This window comes from Klebsiella sp. JB_Kp031 (genome assembly GCF_040064295.1).
In the GTDB taxonomy this organism is placed as follows: domain Bacteria; phylum Pseudomonadota; class Gammaproteobacteria; order Enterobacterales; family Enterobacteriaceae; genus Klebsiella; species Klebsiella quasipneumoniae.
This window is the reverse complement of sequence record NZ_JBEAJW010000024.1, coordinates 169,668-186,642: the sequence shown is the minus strand read 5'-3', so window position 1 is coordinate 186,642 and position 16,975 is coordinate 169,668. Positions and strand designations below refer to the sequence as shown.

At 58.3% G+C, this 16,975-nt stretch carries 15 protein-coding genes; 13 read left to right on the top strand and 2 right to left on the bottom strand.

What is annotated here, in order from left to right:
• Positions 1 to 321: 321 nt before the first annotated feature.
• Positions 322 to 1,461: a tRNA epoxyqueuosine(34) reductase QueG gene (gene queG / locus ABLV64_RS10180; RefSeq protein ID WP_135722544.1), complete on the bottom strand. Its 1,140-nt coding sequence runs from the start codon at positions 1,459 to 1,461 to the stop codon at positions 322 to 324.
• Between the two features lie 13 nt (positions 1,462 to 1,474).
• On the opposite strand from queG, the gene nnr reads away from it, so the two are divergent.
• From nnr to hflC, 9 genes are all read left to right on the top strand, one after another.
• Positions 1,475 to 2,986, top strand: a complete 1,512-nt coding sequence (nnr, locus tag ABLV64_RS10175; RefSeq protein WP_025999274.1) for a bifunctional ADP-dependent NAD(P)H-hydrate dehydratase/NAD(P)H-hydrate epimerase — start codon at positions 1,475 to 1,477, stop codon at positions 2,984 to 2,986.
• Positions 2,979 to 3,440, top strand: a complete 462-nt coding sequence (tsaE, locus tag ABLV64_RS10170; protein WP_050533660.1) for a tRNA (adenosine(37)-N6)-threonylcarbamoyltransferase complex ATPase subunit type 1 TsaE — start codon at positions 2,979 to 2,981, stop codon at positions 3,438 to 3,440. Before nnr ends, tsaE begins: the two co-directional genes overlap by 8 nt.
• A gap of 16 nt (positions 3,441 to 3,456) precedes the next feature.
• Complete coding sequence (amiB, locus tag ABLV64_RS10165) at positions 3,457 to 4,812, top strand: N-acetylmuramoyl-L-alanine amidase AmiB (RefSeq protein WP_217325152.1); 1,356 nt, start codon at positions 3,457 to 3,459, stop codon at positions 4,810 to 4,812.
• 10 nt (positions 4,813 to 4,822) lie between these two features.
• Positions 4,823 to 6,682, top strand: coding sequence for a DNA mismatch repair endonuclease MutL (gene mutL / locus ABLV64_RS10160; RefSeq protein WP_217325151.1), 1,860 nt, complete (start codon positions 4,823 to 4,825; stop codon positions 6,680 to 6,682).
• Positions 6,675 to 7,625: a tRNA (adenosine(37)-N6)-dimethylallyltransferase MiaA gene (miaA, locus tag ABLV64_RS10155; RefSeq protein ID WP_004206442.1), complete on the top strand. Its 951-nt coding sequence runs from the start codon at positions 6,675 to 6,677 to the stop codon at positions 7,623 to 7,625. The genes mutL and miaA overlap by 8 nt, the downstream gene beginning before the upstream one ends.
• A 92-nt stretch (positions 7,626 to 7,717) precedes the next feature.
• On the top strand, positions 7,718 to 8,026 hold the full coding sequence (gene hfq, locus ABLV64_RS10150; protein ID WP_002885659.1) for an RNA chaperone Hfq: 309 nt from the start codon (positions 7,718 to 7,720) through the stop codon (positions 8,024 to 8,026).
• Between the two features lie 75 nt (positions 8,027 to 8,101).
• Positions 8,102 to 9,382: a ribosome rescue GTPase HflX gene (hflX, locus tag ABLV64_RS10145; protein ID WP_004146725.1), complete on the top strand. Its 1,281-nt coding sequence runs from the start codon at positions 8,102 to 8,104 to the stop codon at positions 9,380 to 9,382.
• A gap of 65 nt (positions 9,383 to 9,447) precedes the next feature.
• On the top strand, positions 9,448 to 10,710 hold the full coding sequence (gene hflK, locus ABLV64_RS10140) for an FtsH protease activity modulator HflK (RefSeq protein WP_004146726.1): 1,263 nt from the start codon (positions 9,448 to 9,450) through the stop codon (positions 10,708 to 10,710).
• Positions 10,711 to 10,712: 2 nt separating this feature from the next.
• On the top strand, positions 10,713 to 11,717 hold the full coding sequence (gene hflC / locus ABLV64_RS10135; RefSeq protein ID WP_004192484.1) for a protease modulator HflC: 1,005 nt from the start codon (positions 10,713 to 10,715) through the stop codon (positions 11,715 to 11,717).
• Positions 11,718 to 11,800: 83 nt separating this feature from the next.
• Here hflC and ABLV64_RS10130 read toward each other — a convergent pair whose 3' ends face one another.
• Positions 11,801 to 12,091 (bottom strand): hypothetical protein, encoded by a 291-nt coding sequence (locus tag ABLV64_RS10130; protein ID WP_004206444.1) that lies wholly within the window; start codon positions 12,089 to 12,091, stop codon positions 11,801 to 11,803.
• Positions 12,092 to 12,314: 223 nt separating this feature from the next.
• Between ABLV64_RS10130 and ABLV64_RS10125 the strand changes: the two genes are divergently transcribed.
• The 4 genes from ABLV64_RS10125 to rnr all read left to right on the top strand — a co-directional run bounded on the left by ABLV64_RS10125 (position 12,315) and on the right by rnr (position 16,964).
• Positions 12,315 to 12,512 (top strand): DUF2065 domain-containing protein, encoded by a 198-nt coding sequence (locus ABLV64_RS10125; protein WP_348843280.1) that lies wholly within the window; start codon positions 12,315 to 12,317, stop codon positions 12,510 to 12,512.
• Positions 12,513 to 12,614: 102 nt separating this feature from the next.
• A complete protein-coding gene (locus ABLV64_RS10120; protein WP_004206445.1) occupies positions 12,615 to 13,913 on the top strand; it encodes an adenylosuccinate synthase in 1,299 nt (432 codons plus the stop codon).
• Positions 13,914 to 14,063: 150 nt separating this feature from the next.
• Entirely contained in the window at positions 14,064 to 14,489 is a 426-nt protein-coding gene (nsrR, locus tag ABLV64_RS10115) for a nitric oxide-sensing transcriptional repressor NsrR (protein ID WP_002885667.1), read from the top strand.
• Between the two features lie 36 nt (positions 14,490 to 14,525).
• Positions 14,526 to 16,964 carry a ribonuclease R gene (gene rnr, locus ABLV64_RS10110; protein ID WP_004206447.1) on the top strand — a complete coding sequence of 813 codons (2,439 nt, stop codon included), beginning with the start codon at positions 14,526 to 14,528 and terminating at the stop codon, positions 16,962 to 16,964.
• Positions 16,965 to 16,975: the final 11 nt, after the last annotated feature.

The following is a 16,975-nucleotide window of genomic DNA, read 5'->3' as shown; positions in this document are numbered from 1 at the left end:
ACGACCTTGCCAAGGTCGGGGTCGCGAGTTCGAGTCTCGTTTCCCGCTCCAAATTTTCTTCCATCTCTTATTTATCCACAGTGCAATCCAGCGCCGGGGATGATTTTCGTTTGGTCTGCAGAAATACTGTAAACAGAGTTATCCACAGGTTGTCGTTTCGCTTCTGACGGCGTAAATGCTTCGCTTTGTAAATAATATCTTTATATCTAATTGAAATTTAACAATTAAATTTCATTTCGAAATGTTAATCCGATCACTTGACCTCGGTCTGCGCCTTGAAACTCAATGTGTTTTAGATTTTATTCACAGCCTGTGAATGAATCAGGCGTCGCGCGGCAGGCCTTTCTCTACCACCCTGACCAGACGTAATTTTTTCGGCAGCTGTACTTCGACGGCGTCGACGCTGCGCTTTTTCAGTTGCTGGGCAATCGCCCACTCAATGTGCTCGTCGAGAAGCGGGTGCTCGCCCAGGCGACTCTCCAGTGCGCGAAGATGGGCTTCATCCCAGGGCGCATTGCCCAGCGCGACGGCGATATTACGCAGCCAGCGCAGATGACCAATGCGACGAATCGCCGACCCTTCGGTCACCTTCAGAAACCACGCTTCGCTCCAGGCGAACAGCTCCACCAGCGGCGGGGCATGCAGCGCCTGGCGCGGGCTGAAATCCTCTTCATCGGTGAGCTGTGAGAAACGGTTCCACGGGCAGATAAGCTGGCAGTCGTCGCAGCCATAGATCCGGTTGCCGATGAGCGGACGGAACTCCTCCGGAATAGCGCCTTCCAGTTCGATGGTGAGATAGGAGATGCAGCGGCGGGCGTCGACGGTATAGGGCTCAACGATGGCCCCGGTGGGGCAGATAGTCATGCAGGCGACACAGCGTCCACACTCCTCCGCGACAGGGCTGTCGACCGGCAGGGGCAGGTCAATCAGCAGTTCGCCGAGAAAAAAGAATGATCCGGCGTCGCGGCTTAAGATAAGTGAGTGCTTACCTGTCCAGCCAAGGCCCGCTTTTTCTGCAATGGGCCGTTCCAGGATAGGCGCGGAATCGACAAAAGGTCTAAAATTGAGCAAAGCACACTGTTCCTGAATCTTCTCACCCAGTTTTTTCAGGCGATTACGTAGCAGCTTATGATAATCACGCCCGAGGGCATAACGGCTGACGTAACCCAGCTCGGGATCTTTCAGGGTGCGGGCAAAGGCGGCGTTGGCGGGCAGATAGTTCATCCGCACGCTGATGACGCGTAACGTACCGGGCAGCAGTTCGTGGGGGCGGGCGCGCATCATACCGTGACGGGCCATCCACTCCATTTCGCCGTGGTATTGTTTATCCAGCCATGCCTGCAGTTTGGGTTCACTGGCGCTGAGGTCGGTATCGGCGATACCGACCTGCTGGAACCCGAGCTCTGTGCCCCATTGTTTGATTTGTTGCGCTAACTGAACGAGATCGAGGGGCTGTGACATGATGGACCATACAATGACGAAAAACCCTGACAGTATACCATACAACATTTGGCCTGCGGAGGCGCTGCGCCTGGCCGAACGAGAGGCGGCGGACAGCCTGGGACTGACGCTGTTTGAACTGATGCAGCGCGCGGGCGAGGCGGCGTTCCAACTGGCCAGCCGCGCTTTTCCTGACAGCGCGCACTGGCTGATCCTCTGCGGGCATGGCAACAACGGCGGTGACGGATATGTCGTCGCGCGTCTGGCCCAGGCCGCCGGGCGGAGGGTGACGCTGCTGGCGGTAGAGAGTGACAGCCCGCTGCCGGAAGAGGCGCAGGCGGCGCGGGAGGCATGGCTTAACGCCGGCGGCGTGATCCATGCGGCCACTGTCCCCTGGCCAGACGATATCTCACTGATTATTGATGGCCTGCTCGGCACCGGGTTGCGCAGTGCGCCGCGTGAATCCGTCGCGGTGCTCATTCACCAGGCGAACCACCATCCTGCGCCGGTGCTGGCTCTGGATATCCCTTCCGGCCTGAACGCGCAGACCGGCGCGACGCCGGGGGCGGTCATTCAGGCCGACCATACGCTGACGTTTATCGCGCTCAAACCGGGGCTGCTGACCGGCAAGGCGCGGGATGTCGTCGGGCAGCTCCACCATCATGCGCTGGGGCTTGAGCGCTGGCTCGCCGGGCAAAGTACCCCCCTGACGCGGTTTTGCGCCGCCCACCTTGCCGACTGGCTGCCGCCGCGCCGGGCCACCTCCCATAAGGGCGATCACGGCAAGCTGGCGATCGTCGGCGGCGATCGCGGCACGGCAGGCGCGATTCGCATGTGCGGTGAAGCGGCTTTACGCGCCGGCGCAGGGCTGGTGCGAGTACTTACTCACCCGGAGAACGTGGCGCCTATTATCACCGCCCGGCCGGAATTAATGGTGGATGAGCTGACGCCGCAGACCCTGAAAGCCGCGCTGGAATGGGCGGAGGTGGTGGCGATTGGCCCAGGTCTGGGGCAGAACGAGTGGGGACGCAGCGCCCTGCGCATGGTGGAAAGGGTTAACAAACCGATGGTCTGGGACGCCGATGCGCTGAACCTGCTGGCATTCAATCCCGATAAACGTCACAATCGCGTGCTGACGCCGCACCCCGGCGAAGCGGCCCGTCTGCTGAATATCAGCGTGGCAGAAATTGAAAGCGATCGCTTACTTTCTGCGCAGCGTCTGGTAAAACGGTATGGCGGCGTGGTCGTGCTGAAAGGCGCGGGCACGGTGGTGGCCAGTGAAAGCGGGGCGATGGGCATTATCGACGCCGGCAATGCCGGGATGGCCAGCGGCGGCATGGGCGATGTGCTCACTGGCATCATCGCCGCATTGTTAGGACAGCACCTGACGCCGTATGATGCTGCCTGTGCTGGGTGCGTCGCTCATGGCGATGCCGCCGACCGACTGGCCGCCCGCGAGGGCACCCGCGGCATGCTGGCGACCGATCTCTTTTCCACGCTCAAGCGTGTTGTTAACCCGGATGTGATTGACGTAGACCATGATTAACCGAGTGATTCCTTTACCCGATGAGCAGGCCACGCTGGCCCTGGGCGACCGTATTGCGCAGGCCTGTACCGGCGCCACCGTGATTTACCTTTATGGTGACTTAGGCGCGGGAAAAACCACCTTTAGCCGCGGCTTTTTACAGGCGCTCGGTCACTGCGGCAATGTCAAAAGCCCAACTTATACCCTGGTGGAACCGTATACCCTCGACAAGCTGATGGTGTATCACTTCGATCTCTACCGCCTGGCGGATCCTGAGGAGCTGGAATTTATGGGGATCCGCGATTATTTTGCCGACGATGCCATCTGCCTGGTGGAATGGCCGCAGCAAGGCGCAGGTGTCCTGCCTGACCCGGACGTTGAAATTCACCTTGATTACCAGGCACAAGGGCGTGAGGCGCGCATTACCGCGATCTCCTCACGGGGTGAGTCTTTACTGGCACGTTTAGCCATTTAGCCTGAAGGATGACGGGATGAAGTATCGCATAACCACCTGGCTTGCCGCTGCGCTGATGCTGTCGAGTCTTCACGCCACTGCGGCGAGTTTATCCGATATCCAGGTCTCCAACGGAGACCAGCAGGCCCGTATTACTCTTAGCTTTGTCGGTGAACCGGAGTACTCCTTTACCCCGCAGGGCAAACGACTGGTGGCGCTGGATATCAAACAGACCGGCGTATTGCAGGGACTGCCGCTGAAATTTAGCGGCAGCAACCTGGTGAAGAGCATTCGTGCCGGTACGCCGCAGGATTCGCAGACGCTGCGTCTGTTGGTGGATCTGACGGAAGATGGCAAAACCCGGGCGGTGAAGCAGCAGAACGGGGCGAATTACACGGTGGTCTTTACCATCAACGCCGACGCGCCGCCGCCGCCGCCGCCACCTCCTGTGGTGGTGAAACGGGCCGACCCGCCGCCGGTGATGCCTTCCCGGACGGTGACGGCGGGACGCAATCCGTTCAGCTCGTCGGGCCACGATCGGCAGACGGTGATGACCTCCTCTCAGCCGGCGATGACCAACAATCAGACCGTGACCCGTCCGGCGGCCCGCACGGTGTCGGCGGATGACAAAGTCATTATCGCCATTGATGCCGGGCACGGCGGCCAGGATCCTGGCGCGATTGGCCCGAATGGCACCAAAGAGAAGAACGTGACTATCGCTATCGCGCGCAAGCTGCGGGCGTTACTGAACGCCGATCCGCAGTTTAAGCCGGTGCTGACCCGTGACGGGGATTACTTTATTTCGGTGATGGGCCGCTCTGACGTGGCGCGTAAGCAAAATGCCAACTTCCTCGTCTCAATCCATGCTGACGCCGCGCCAAACCGCGACGCCACCGGCGCCTCGGTATGGGTGCTTTCTAACCGTCGCGCCAACAGTGAAATGGCCGGCTGGCTGGAACAGCATGAGAAACAGTCTGAACTGCTCGGCGGCGCGGGCGATGTGCTGGCGAACAGCCAGGCCGATCCCTACCTGAGCCAGGCGGTGTTGGATCTGCAGTTCGGTCACTCCCAACGCGTCGGCTACGATGTCGCGACCAACGTGCTCAGCCAGCTGCAGCGGATTGGCAATCTGCATAAACGCCGTCCGGAGCATGCCAGCCTCGGCGTACTGCGCTCGCCGGACATTCCGTCGATCCTCGTGGAAACGGGCTTCATCAGTAACAACGGGGAAGAACGGCTGCTGGGCAGCGATGATTACCAGGAGCAGATTGCGGAGGCGATTTATAACGGTCTGCGCAACTACTTTATGCAGCATCCGCTGCAGTCGGCGCCTCGCGGCGAGGCGGCGCAGACCGCCAGCGCCGCCTCGCCGGGCGGGATGTTGATTAACTAAGGAGCAGGGGATGCCGATTCAGGTTCTGCCGCCGCAGCTCGCCAACCAGATTGCCGCCGGCGAGGTGGTGGAACGGCCCGCGTCGGTGGTGAAAGAGCTGGTTGAAAACAGCCTTGATGCGGGCGCCACGCGGATTGATATTGATATCGAACGCGGCGGCGCGAAGCTTATTCGCATTCGCGATAACGGCTGCGGCATCAAAAAAGACGAGCTGGCGCTGGCCCTGGCTCGCCACGCGACCAGCAAGATCGCCTCGCTCGACGATCTCGAAGCCATTATCAGCCTCGGTTTTCGCGGCGAAGCGCTGGCCAGTATCAGTTCGGTGGCGCGCCTGACGCTCACTTCGCGGACGGCGGAACAGCAGGAAGCCTGGCAGGCGTATGCCGAAGGCCGCGAGCAGGCGGTGACGGTGAAGCCGGCGGCGCACCCGGTCGGTACGACCCTTGAAGTCCTCGATCTGTTCTACAACACCCCGGCGCGGCGCAAATTTATGCGCACCGAAAAGACCGAGTTCGGCCACATTGACGAGGTGGTCCGCCGCATTGCGCTGGCGCGATTCGACGTCACCATCAACCTCAGCCATAACGGCAAGGTGATGCGCCAGTATCGGGCAGTCGCTCAGGATGGCCAACGGGAGCGGCGGCTGGGAACCATCTGTGGCGCCGCCTTTCTTGAACATGCCCTGGCGATTGAGTGGCAGCATGGCGATCTGACCCTGCGCGGCTGGGTCGCCGATCCGCTGCATACCACCCCTGCGCTGGCGGAAATTCAGTATTGCTACGTTAACGGGCGGATGATGCGCGACCGGCTGATCAACCACGCTATCCGCCAGGCCTGTGAAGACAAACTGGGGGCCGATCAGCAGCCGGCGTTTGTGCTGTATCTGGAGATCGATCCCCATCAGGTGGATGTGAACGTCCACCCGGCCAAGCATGAGGTGCGTTTCCATCAGTCGCGCCTGGTGCATGACTTTATCTACCAGGGCGTACTGAGCGTGCTGCAGCAGCAACTTGACGCGCCGCTGGCGGAAAAAGACGACCCGCCGGCGACCCGTCCGATGCCGGAGAACCGGATCGCGGCGGGCGGCAACCAGTTTGCGCGGCCGTCGGAAGCGCGTGAACCGGCAACCCGTTTCAGCATCACGCCATCGCGTGAGTCTGCGGCCTCCAGCGGCAGGCCGGGCGGCGCGAGCTGGCCGCACGCGCAGCCGGGTTACCAGAAGCAGCAAGGGGCGCTTTATCGTCAGTTGCTCGACACGCCAACGGCGCCAAAGCCCGCGTTACAGACTCCGGGCGCGGCGGAACTGGCCGGTCACAGCCAGAGCTTTGGCAGAGTGCTGATGATTGTGAGCCGCGACTGCGCGCTGCTGGAGCGCGAGGGCGGCCTGGCGCTGCTGTCGTTGACCGTTGCCGAGCGCTGGCTGCGCCAGGCGCAGTTGACCCCGGGAGCAGAGGCCGTCTGTGCCCAGCCGCTGCTGATCCCCCTGCGGTTAAAAGTGACGGAAGGGGAAAAGCAGGCGCTGGCCGCCGCGCATCCGGCGCTGACGCAGCTGGGGATCGATATGCATACCGATGCCCTGCACGTGACGGTGCGCGCGGTCCCTTTACCCTTAAGACAACAAAATTTACAAATCTTGATTCCTGAACTGATAGGCTACCTGGCGCAGCAAAACGCATTCGACGTCGGCAATATCGCCCAATGGATGGCGCGTAATCTGACGAGCGAACAGACGTCATGGAATATGGCGCAGGCGATTGCGCTGCTGGCGGACGTTGAGCGTCTTTGCCCGCAGCTGGTGAGAACGCCGCCGGGTGGCCTGTTACAACCTGTAGATCTCCATTCGGCGATGAATGCCCTGAAAGATGAATGATGTAACCGAGGCGAGCCTGCCCAAGGCAATTTTTTTAATGGGCCCGACGGCCTCCGGCAAAACCGCGCTGGCGATAGCCTTACGTAAAGTTTTGCCAGTAGAGTTGATTAGTGTTGATTCCGCCCTCATTTATCGGGGAATGGATATTGGCACCGCCAAACCGGATGCCGCAGAGCTGAGCGCCGCGCCGCACCGGCTGCTGGATATTTTGGATCCTGCAGAGGCCTATTCCGCGGCGGATTTTCGCCGCGATGCGCTGGCGGCGATGGCGGAAATTGTCGCCGCCGGGCGAATTCCGCTGTTAGTCGGCGGGACGATGTTGTATTTCAAAGCGTTGCTGGAAGGATTGTCGCCCTTACCGTCCGCTGACCCAGAGGTCAGAGCGCGGATTGAGCAACAGGCCGCAGAGCAGGGGTGGAACGCGTTACATCAGCAGTTACAGGAGATCGATCCCGTAGCGGCTGCGCGTATTCATCCAAATGATCCGCAAAGGCTTTCCCGGGCACTGGAAGTTTTTTTCATTTCGGGTAAAACTTTAACGGAACTGACGCAAACGTCAGGAGACGCTCTGCCATATCAGGTGCATCAGTTCGCCATCGCCCCGGCGAGCCGTGAACTGCTCCATCAACGCATAGAACAGCGTTTTCATCAGATGTTAGCTTCAGGTTTTGAAGCAGAAGTACGGGCGCTTTTTGCCCGCGGAGATTTGCATACGGATATGCCTTCCATCCGTTGTGTCGGATACCGCCAGATGTGGTCATATCTCAATGGCGAGATCCCATATGATGAGATGGTTTATCGAGGTGTTTGCGCCACGAGACAGTTAGCCAAACGTCAGGTCACCTGGCTGCGCGGTTGGGAAGGTGTGCATTGGTTAGACAGTGAACAACCTGAACAAGCGCTCAACAAAGTATTACAGGTTGTTGGTGCGAGCCAGAACTGAACGTGTACAATTAAACGGTATCGTGCGTAATTTTTTTTGAGAATCGTAAGGTTCTGAGTACAAAACAAGCATACATATAAGGAAAAGAGAGAATGGCTAAGGGGCAATCTTTACAAGATCCGTTCCTGAACGCTTTGCGTCGGGAACGCGTTCCGGTTTCTATTTATTTGGTGAATGGTATCAAGCTGCAAGGGCAAATTGAGTCTTTCGATCAGTTCGTGATCCTGTTGAAGAACACGGTCAGCCAGATGGTCTATAAGCACGCAATTTCTACTGTTGTCCCGTCTCGCCCGGTGTCTCACCACAGCAACAATGCTGGCGGCGGTTCCAGTAACTATCACCACGGTGGTAGCGCGCAGGGCTCTTCTGCGCCACAACAAGACAGCGACGACGCCGAATAAGGCTAGTGCTGTTTTTCCACGCCGGGGAGCCAGGTTTTCTGCGTTCCCCGCTGGTATTTTATAAGGGGTTTACGCTTGTTTGACCGTTATGACGCCGGTGAGCAGGCGGTACTGGTACACATCTATTTTTCGCAAGACAAAGATATGGAAGACCTCCAGGAGTTTGAAACTCTGGCCTCTTCCGCCGGTGTCGAAGCAATGCAGGTGATTACCGGTAGCCGTAAAGCACCGCACCCGAAGTATTTTGTTGGTGAAGGTAAGGCAGTCGAAATTGCGGAAGCCGTTAAAGCGACCGGCGCTTCGGTCGTGCTCTTCGATCATGCCCTGAGTCCGGCGCAAGAACGCAACCTGGAACGCCTGTGCGAATGCCGGGTTATCGATCGTACCGGTCTTATTTTAGATATTTTCGCTCAGCGCGCGCGCACCCATGAAGGGAAACTGCAGGTCGAGCTGGCGCAGCTGCGCCATATGGCGACCCGCCTTGTCCGCGGCTGGACCCACCTTGAAAGACAAAAGGGCGGGATCGGTTTGCGTGGCCCGGGTGAAACCCAGCTCGAAACTGACCGTCGTTTATTGCGTAACCGCATCATGCAGATCCTGTCGCGGCTGGAAAAAGTCGAAAAACAGCGTGAGCAGGGGCGGCGGTCGCGCGCGAAAGCCGATATTCCAACCGTGTCGCTGGTGGGCTACACCAACGCCGGAAAATCAACGCTCTTTAACCAGATCACCGCCGCCGAGGTCTATGCCGCGAACCAGCTGTTCGCGACCCTGGACCCGACGCTGCGCCGCATTGACGTCCCTGACGTCGGCGAAACGGTGCTGGCCGATACCGTCGGCTTTATTCGCCACCTGCCGCACGATCTGGTGGCCGCGTTTAAAGCGACGTTGCAGGAGACGCGTCAGGCGACGCTGCTGCTGCATGTGATTGACGCTGCGGATGTCCGCGTGCAGGAAAACATTGATGCGGTAAATACGGTTCTCGCTGAAATTGAGGCCGATGAGATCCCGGCGCTGCTGGTGATGAACAAAATCGACATGCTGGACGATTTTGAACCGCGCATCGATCGCGACGATGAAAATAAACCGATTCGGGTCTGGCTTTCCGCTCAGACCGGGGTTGGCGTACCACTGCTTTTTCAGGCGTTAACGGAGCGCCTTTCCGGTGAAGTGGCCCAGCATACGCTGCGCTTACCGCCGAAAGAAGGGCGACTGAGAAGCCGTTTCTATCAGCTTCAGGCGATAGAAAAAGAGTGGATGGAGGATGACGGCAGCGTGAGTCTGCAGGTGCGCATGCCGATCGTTGACTGGCGGCGCCTCTGTAAGCAAGAGCCAACGCTTGTTGACTATGTGGTTTGACCTTGCAGCTTGCCTGAAGATATTGACCCCTGTGGGGATATCAAAAACAAATATGGAGCATATACATGGCGTGGAATCAGCCCGGTAATAACGGACAGGACCGCGACCCGTGGGGGAGCAGCAAACCTGGCGGCAACTCTGAGGGAAATGGCAATAAAGGCGGTCGCGAGCAGGGGCCGCCGGATCTGGATGATATCTTCCGCAAGTTAAGTAAAAAACTTGGCGGGCTCGGCGGCGGCAAGGGCGGACTGGGCGGCGGCAATAGCGCGCAGGGACCTCGCGGACCGATGGGCGGGCGTATTGTCGGCATCGTTGCCGCGGCAGCCGTGATTATCTGGGCGGCCAGCGGTTTTTATACCATTAAAGAAGCTGAACGTGGCGTGGTCACCCGCTTTGGTAAGTTCAGCCATCTGGTTGAGCCGGGCCTGAACTGGAAGCCGACCTTTATCGATAACGTGCAGGCGGTGAACGTGGAGTCAGTACGCGAACTGGCGGCGTCCGGCGTCATGCTGACCTCTGACGAAAACGTGGTACGCGTTGAGATGAACGTGCAGTACCGCGTCACCGATCCGGAGCGCTACCTGTTTAGCGTCACCAGCGCGGATGACAGCCTGCGTCAGGCTACCGACAGCGCGCTGCGCGGGGTGATCGGTAAATACACCATGGATCGCATTCTGACCGAAGGCCGTACCGTGATCCGTAGCGATACCCAGCGTGAGCTGGAAGAGACGATTCGCCCGTACAACATGGGTATCACTCTGCTGGACGTCAACTTCCAGACGGCGCGTCCGCCGGAAGAGGTGAAGGCCGCGTTTGACGATGCCATTGCCGCGCGTGAGAACGAGCAGCAGTACATTCGTGAAGCGGAAGCGTATACCAACGAAGTCCAGCCGCGGGCGAATGGTCAGGCGCAGCGTATCCTCGAAGAGGCACGCGCCTATAAGACCCAGACCGTTCTGGAAGCCCAGGGTGAAGTGGCTCGCTTTGCCAAGATCCTGCCGGAATACAAAGCTGCGCCGGAAATTACCCGTGAGCGTCTGTATATCGAAACCATGGAAAAAGTGCTGAGCCACACCCGTAAAGTGCTGGTCAATGACAGCAAAAACGGCAATCTGATGGTTCTGCCGCTGGATCAGATGCTGAAAGGCGCCGCTGCGCCGGCAGCAAAGAGCGATAGCAGTGACGCCAGCGATCTGCTGCGCCTGCCGCCAGCATCCAGCTCAAGCAGCGCCAGCACCTCATCAACCTCGAGCTCAACCGGGGGTAGCATTATGGACCAACGCCGCGCTAACGCGCAGCGTAACGACTACCAGCGTCAGGGGGAATAACGATGCGTAAATCTGTTATCGCGATCATTGTCATCGTGCTGGTAGTGCTCTACATGTCTGTCTTTGTCGTGAAGGAGGGCGAGCGCGGTATCACGCTGCGTTTCGGTAAAGTTCTGCGCGACGACGAAAACAAGCCGCTGGTTTATGCGCCTGGCCTGCACTTCAAGATCCCGTTTATCGAATCGGTGAAGATGCTGGATGCGCGTATTCAGACCATGGACAACCAGGCTGACCGTTTCGTCACCAAAGAGAAGAAAGACCTGATCGTCGACTCCTACATCAAATGGCGTATCAGCGACTTCAGCCGTTACTACCTGGCCACCGGCGGCGGCGACGTCTCCCAGGCCGAGGTGCTGCTGAAGCGTAAATTCTCGGACCGTCTTCGTTCTGAAATTGGTCGTCTGGATGTGAAAGACATCGTCACCGATTCCCGGGGCCGCCTGACGCTGGAAGTGCGTGATGCGCTGAACTCAGGGTCGGCCGGTACGGAAGACGAGGTTAGCACGCCGGCGGCTGACGATGCGATTGCCAAAGCGGCAGAGCGCGTGGAGGCGGAAACCAACGGCAAAGTGCAGGTGATCAACCCGAACAGTATGGCGGCGCTGGGTATTGAAGTGGTCGACGTGCGTATCAAACAGATCAACCTGCCGGCGGAAGTGTCGGAAGCGATCTATAACCGTATGCGCGCGGAGCGTGAAGCGGTTGCCCGTCGTCACCGTTCACAGGGCCAGGAAGAGGCAGAAAAACTGCGCGCGACCGCGGACTATGAAGTCACCAAGACGCTGGCGGAAGCCGAGCGGCAGGGTCGTATCCTGCGTGGTGAAGGCGATGCGGAATCGGCAAAACTGTTTGCCGACGCGTTCAGTCAGGATCCGGGCTTCTATTCCTTTATTCGTAGCCTGCGCGCCTATGAGAAGAGCTTCCAGAGCAATCAGGATGTCATGGTCCTGAGCCCGGATAGCGATTTCTTCCGCTATATGCGTTCACCGGATTCGGTGCGTAAATAAGTCGAAGATGACAGTAACCTACAGTGGTTAATGCAAAAAGGCGCCTGAGACAGGCGCCTTTTTTTATGCTACGACGGCGTGAATTAGTTGCCGAGCAGCTTGTTTAGCAGGCCACCGATCACCGGCAGGCTCGCCAGCGTACTCTCGATGGTGCCGCCGATAGATGAGCCAACGCTTTCGCCCAGGGTTTTGCCCAGGTCCGGCGCCAGATCGGCCAGATTAATGGTGCCAATCAGCGGCAGGTTGATGCTCAGGGCATCGGTGCCCATCGTCCATACGGCGGCACCAACCTTACTGCCTAAGGTTGCCAGGCCATCCTGTAACCAGCCAGCGCCGCTCACATTTTCGATTTCAACTGCGGTTAATTCTCTCATGATAATCTTCCTGATTATGTAGACGTACCGGGTTGTAGTACGCGACGGCATAGTTGCAATTTAAAAAATAGACAGCAATACAACTGGTTATGAATTTTGTTTCACCTTTCCGGTTCATAATGAAGAGGAAATACGGGACAATGTGAATTGAGTGAATGCATTCACTATGCTGGCCGATGACACCTGCGAAGGCGGCGATAATAATTTTCAATTAGGGTTGACGATGAACTCCACCATTTGGCTGGCGCTGGCGCTGGTTTTAGTACTCGAAGGGCTTGGCCCGCTACTTTATCCGCGAGCCTGGCGCAAGATGGTCGCCAGCCTGAGCCAGCTTCCGGAAAATTTATTGCGGCGCTTTGGCGGCGGACTTGTGGTTGCCGGGATTGTGATCTACTACATGTTGAGGAAATCGATTGGCTGATCAAAAAGTGGTCGGATTTGCCTTATTTTGGATGCAAAAAGTGCTGTAACTCTGAAAAAGCGATGGTAGAATCCATTTTTAAGCAAACGGTGATTTTGAAAAATGGGTAACAACGTCGTCGTACTGGGCACCCAATGGGGTGACGAAGGTAAAGGGAAGATCGTCGATCTCCTGACAGAACGGGCTAAATATGTTGTGCGCTACCAGGGTGGTCACAACGCCGGCCATACTCTCGTAATCAACGGTGAAAAAACCGTTCTCCATCTTATTCCATCAGGCATTCTGCGTGAAAACGTCACCAGCATCATCGGTAACGGCGTCGTGCTGTCTCCGGCTGCGCTGATGAAAGAGATGAAGGGCCTGGAAGACCGTGGTATCCCGGTTCGCGAGCGTCTGCTGCTCTCTGAAGCCTGCCCGCTTATCCTTGACTATCACGTGGCGCTGGACGTGGCGCGTGAAAAAGCGCGCGGCGCGAAGGCGATCGGCACCACCGGTCGCGGCATCGGCCCGGCTTACGAAGATAAAGTCGCTCGTCGCGGTTTGCGCGTTGGCGATCTGTTCGATAAAGCAACCTTCGCCGATAAACTGAAAGAAGTGATGGAATATCACAACTTCCAGCTGGTGAATTTCTACAAAGCAGAAGCGGTTGACTACCAGAAAGTGCTGGACGATGTGATGGCGATTGCCGACATCCTGACCGGCATGGTGGTGGACGTTTCCGACCTGCTGGATCAGGCGCGTAAACGTGGCGACTTCGTAATGTTCGAAGGCGCACAGGGCACGCTGCTGGATATCGACCACGGCACCTATCCGTACGTAACCTCTTCCAACACCACCGCGGGTGGCGTGGCGACCGGCTCCGGCCTGGGCCCGCGTTACGTAGATTACGTTCTGGGTATCATCAAAGCTTACTCGACTCGCGTCGGCGCGGGTCCGTTCCCGACCGAGCTGTTTGATGAGACCGGCGAGTTCCTCTGCAAGCAGGGTAACGAATTCGGCGCCACCACCGGTCGTCGTCGTCGTACCGGCTGGCTGGACGCCGTCGCGGTTCGTCGCGCGGTGCAGATTAACTCCCTGTCCGGCTTCTGCCTGACTAAACTGGACGTCCTCGACGGCCTGAAAGAAGTGAAAATCTGCGTCGGCTACCGTATGCCGGATGGCCGCGAAGTGACCACCACTCCGCTGGCAGCCGACAACTGGGAAGGTATCGAGCCTATCTACGAAACCATGCCGGGCTGGTCTGAAACCACCTTCGGCGTGAAAGAGCGCAGCGGCCTGCCGCAGGCAGCGCTGAACTACATCCAGCGTATTGAAGAGCTGACCGGCGTACCGGTTGATATCATCTCTACTGGTCCAGACCGTTCCGAGACCATGATTCTGCGCGACCCGTTCGACGCATAATCACTCGCAAGGGGCGCCGTTCAGGCGCCCTTGTTTTTGCTGTTCGCCCGCCCCATTTTAAATAAATTAGCGGCCTGAGCGCTGGCTGGTTTATCATCAATAATAATGATGTCGCTCGACATACCCTGTTTTCTTTTCCCTGAGGTTTATGTGCAGTTAACGAGTTTCACCGATTACGGACTACGGGCGCTGATTTATATGGCGTCGCTGCCGGAAGGACGGATGACCAGTATCTCGGAAGTAACCGAGGTCTATGGCGTCTCCCGTAATCATATGGTTAAAATAATCAATCAGTTAAGTCGCATGGGCTATGTGACTGCCGTGCGGGGGAAGAACGGGGGCATTCGCCTCGGCAAACCAGCTGGACAGATCCGCGTCGGTGACGTGGTACGCGACCTGGAACCCTTATCGCTGGTCAACTGCAGCAGCGAGTTTTGCCACATTACACCAGCCTGTCGTCTGAAACAGGCACTAGCTGAAGCCGCGCAGAGTTTTCTCAAGGAACTGGATAACTATACGCTGGCTGATTTGGTTGAGAAGAATCAACCGCTTTATAAATTATTGCTGGTGGAGTGACGCCACTCTGCCGGAGATGACAACGGAGGAACCGATATGTCACAAGATCCATTCCAGGAACGCGAAGCTGAGAAGTACGCGAACCCAATCCCGAGCCGGGAATTTATCCTCGAACATTTAACCAAACGGGAAAAGCCCGCCAGCCGCGATGAGCTGGCCATCGAGTTAAATATCGAGGGCGAAGAGCAAACCGAAGCGCTGCGCCGCCGCCTGCGCGCGATGGAACGCGACGGTCAGCTGGTCTTCACCCGCCGTCAGTGCTATGCGCTGCCGGAGCGCCTTGATCTCCTCAAAGGAACCGTTATTGGTCACCGTGATGGCTATGGTTTCCTGCGTGTTGAAGGGCGCAAAGACGATCTGTACCTGTCGTCAGAGCAGATGAAAACCTGTATTCATGGCGATCAGGTGCTGGCCCAACCGCTGGGCGCGGACCGCAAGGGCCGCCGCGAAGCGCGCATCGTCCGCGTCCTGGTGCCGAAAACCAGCCAGATTGTTGGCCGCTACTTTACCGACGCTGGCGTCGGTTTCGTTGTCCCGGACGACAGTCGCCTGAGCTTCGATATCCTGATCCCGCCGGAAGAGATTATGGGCGCGCGGATGGGCTACGTGGTGGTGGTCGAGCTGACCCAGCGCCCGACCCGCCGCACCAAAGCCGTGGGGAAAATCGTCGAAGTGCTGGGCGACAACATGGGTACCGGCATGGCTGTCGATATGGCGCTGCGCACCCATGAAATTCCGTACGTTTGGCCGCCGGCGGTGGAAAATCAGGTTTCCGGCCTGAAAGAGCAGGTGCCGGAAGAGGCGAAAGCCGGGCGCGTCGATCTGCGCTCCCTGCCGCTGGTCACTATTGACGGTGAAGATGCCCGCGACTTCGATGACGCGGTGTACTGCGAGAAGAAACGCGGCGGCGGCTGGCGCCTGTGGGTAGCCATTGCCGACGTCAGCTACTACGTGCGTCCGGGGACGCCGCTGGACGCGGAAGCGCGCAGCCGTGGAACCTCGGTCTACTTCCCGTCGCAGGTGGTACCGATGCTGCCGGAAGTGTTGTCTAACGGTCTGTGCTCGCTGAACCCGCAGGTCGATCGCCTGTGCATGGTATGCGAGATGACGATTTCGTCAAAAGGCCGTCTGACCGGTTATAAATTCTATGAAGCGGTGATGAGTTCACATGCTCGCCTGACCTATACCAAGGTGTGGCATATACTGCAGGGCGACCAGGAGCTGCGCGAGCACTACGCGCCGCTGGTGAAGCATATTGAAGAACTGCATAACCTCTACAAGGTGCTGGATGGCGCCCGCGAAGAGCGCGGCGGTATCTCATTTGAAAGTGAAGAAGCTAAATTCATCTTCAACGCCGAGCGCCGTATCGAGCGTATCGAACAGACCCAGCGGAACGATGCGCACAAGCTGATTGAAGAGTGCATGATCCTGGCGAACATCTCCGCCGCGCGCTTCGTTGAGAAGGCGCAGGAGCCGGCGCTGTTCCGTATTCACGATAAGCCGAGCACCGAGGCGATTACCGCGTTCCGCAGCGTGCTGGCGGAGCTGGGGCTGGAACTGCCTGGCGGCAACAAGCCGGAGCCGCGCGATTACGCCGAACTGCTGACCTCCATCGCCGATCGCCCGGATGCGGAGATGCTTCAGACGATGCTCCTGCGGTCGATGAAGCAGGCGGTCTACGATCCGGAAAACCGCGGCCACTTTGGCCTCGCGCTGCAGTCCTATGCCCACTTCACCTCGCCGATCCGTCGTTACCCGGATCTGTCGCTGCACCGCGCCATCAAATATCTGCTGGCCAAAGAGCAGGGGCATAAAGGCAACAGCACGGAGACCGGCGGCTGGCACTACAGCATGGAAGAGATGCTGCAGCTGGGCGAGCACTGCTCGATGACCGAACGCCGCGCTGATGAAGCGACGCGCGAAGTCTCCGACTGGCTGAAGTGCGACTTCATGCAGGATCAGGTAGGCAACATCTTCTCCGGGGTTATCGCCAGCGTGACCGGCTTTGGCTTCTTCGTCCGTCTCAACGATCTGTTTATCGACGGCCTGGTGCATGTTTCCTCTCTGGATAACGACTACTATCGTTTCGACCAGGTGGGGCAGCGTCTGATCGGCGAGTCCGGCGGGCAGACTTATCGCCTGGGCGACCGCGTGGAAGTCCGTGTGGAAGCGGTCAACATGGACGAGCGTAAAATCGACTTTACCCTAATCTCCAGCGAGCGCGCGCCGCGTAATGTCGGCAAAACCGCCCGTGAGAAAGCGAAAAAGAGCACCTCCGGCAAACCGGGCGGCCGTCGTCGTCAGGTCGGTAAGCAGGTGAACTTCGAGCCGGACAGCGCGTTCCGCAAAGAAAAAGACCAGGCGAAAGCGAAGCCGAAAGGCGAGAAGAAAGCGAAAAAACCGTCGGCGAAAACGCAGAAAATCGCCGCCGCCACCAAAGCCAAGCGCGCGGCAAAGAAGAAGAGCGCCGAGTGATTGACCACCCT

Excerpts from the sequence above, each read along its gene's own strand:
- tsaE (WP_050533660.1), top strand. The coding sequence starts at position 2,979 with ATGATTAACCGAGTGATTCCTTTACCCGATGAGCAGGCCACGCTGGCC.
- nnr (WP_025999274.1), top strand. The coding sequence starts at position 1,475 with ATGACGAAAAACCCTGACAGTATACCATACAACATTTGGCCTGCGGAG.
- hflC (WP_004192484.1), top strand. The coding sequence starts at position 10,713 with ATGCGTAAATCTGTTATCGCGATCATTGTCATCGTGCTGGTAGTGCTC.
- hfq (WP_002885659.1), top strand. The coding sequence starts at position 7,718 with ATGGCTAAGGGGCAATCTTTACAAGATCCGTTCCTGAACGCTTTGCGT.
- miaA (WP_004206442.1), top strand. The coding sequence starts at position 6,675 with ATGAATGATGTAACCGAGGCGAGCCTGCCCAAGGCAATTTTTTTAATG.
- ABLV64_RS10125 (WP_348843280.1), top strand. The coding sequence starts at position 12,315 with ATGAACTCCACCATTTGGCTGGCGCTGGCGCTGGTTTTAGTACTCGAA.
- hflK (WP_004146726.1), top strand. The coding sequence starts at position 9,448 with ATGGCGTGGAATCAGCCCGGTAATAACGGACAGGACCGCGACCCGTGG.
- amiB (WP_217325152.1), top strand. The coding sequence starts at position 3,457 with ATGAAGTATCGCATAACCACCTGGCTTGCCGCTGCGCTGATGCTGTCG.
- ABLV64_RS10130 (WP_004206444.1), bottom strand. The coding sequence starts at position 12,091 with ATGAGAGAATTAACCGCAGTTGAAATCGAAAATGTGAGCGGCGCTGGC.
- ABLV64_RS10120 (WP_004206445.1), top strand. The coding sequence starts at position 12,615 with ATGGGTAACAACGTCGTCGTACTGGGCACCCAATGGGGTGACGAAGGT.
- queG (WP_135722544.1), bottom strand. The coding sequence starts at position 1,461 with ATGTCACAGCCCCTCGATCTCGTTCAGTTAGCGCAACAAATCAAACAA.
- mutL (WP_217325151.1), top strand. The coding sequence starts at position 4,823 with ATGCCGATTCAGGTTCTGCCGCCGCAGCTCGCCAACCAGATTGCCGCC.
- rnr (WP_004206447.1), top strand. The coding sequence starts at position 14,526 with ATGTCACAAGATCCATTCCAGGAACGCGAAGCTGAGAAGTACGCGAAC.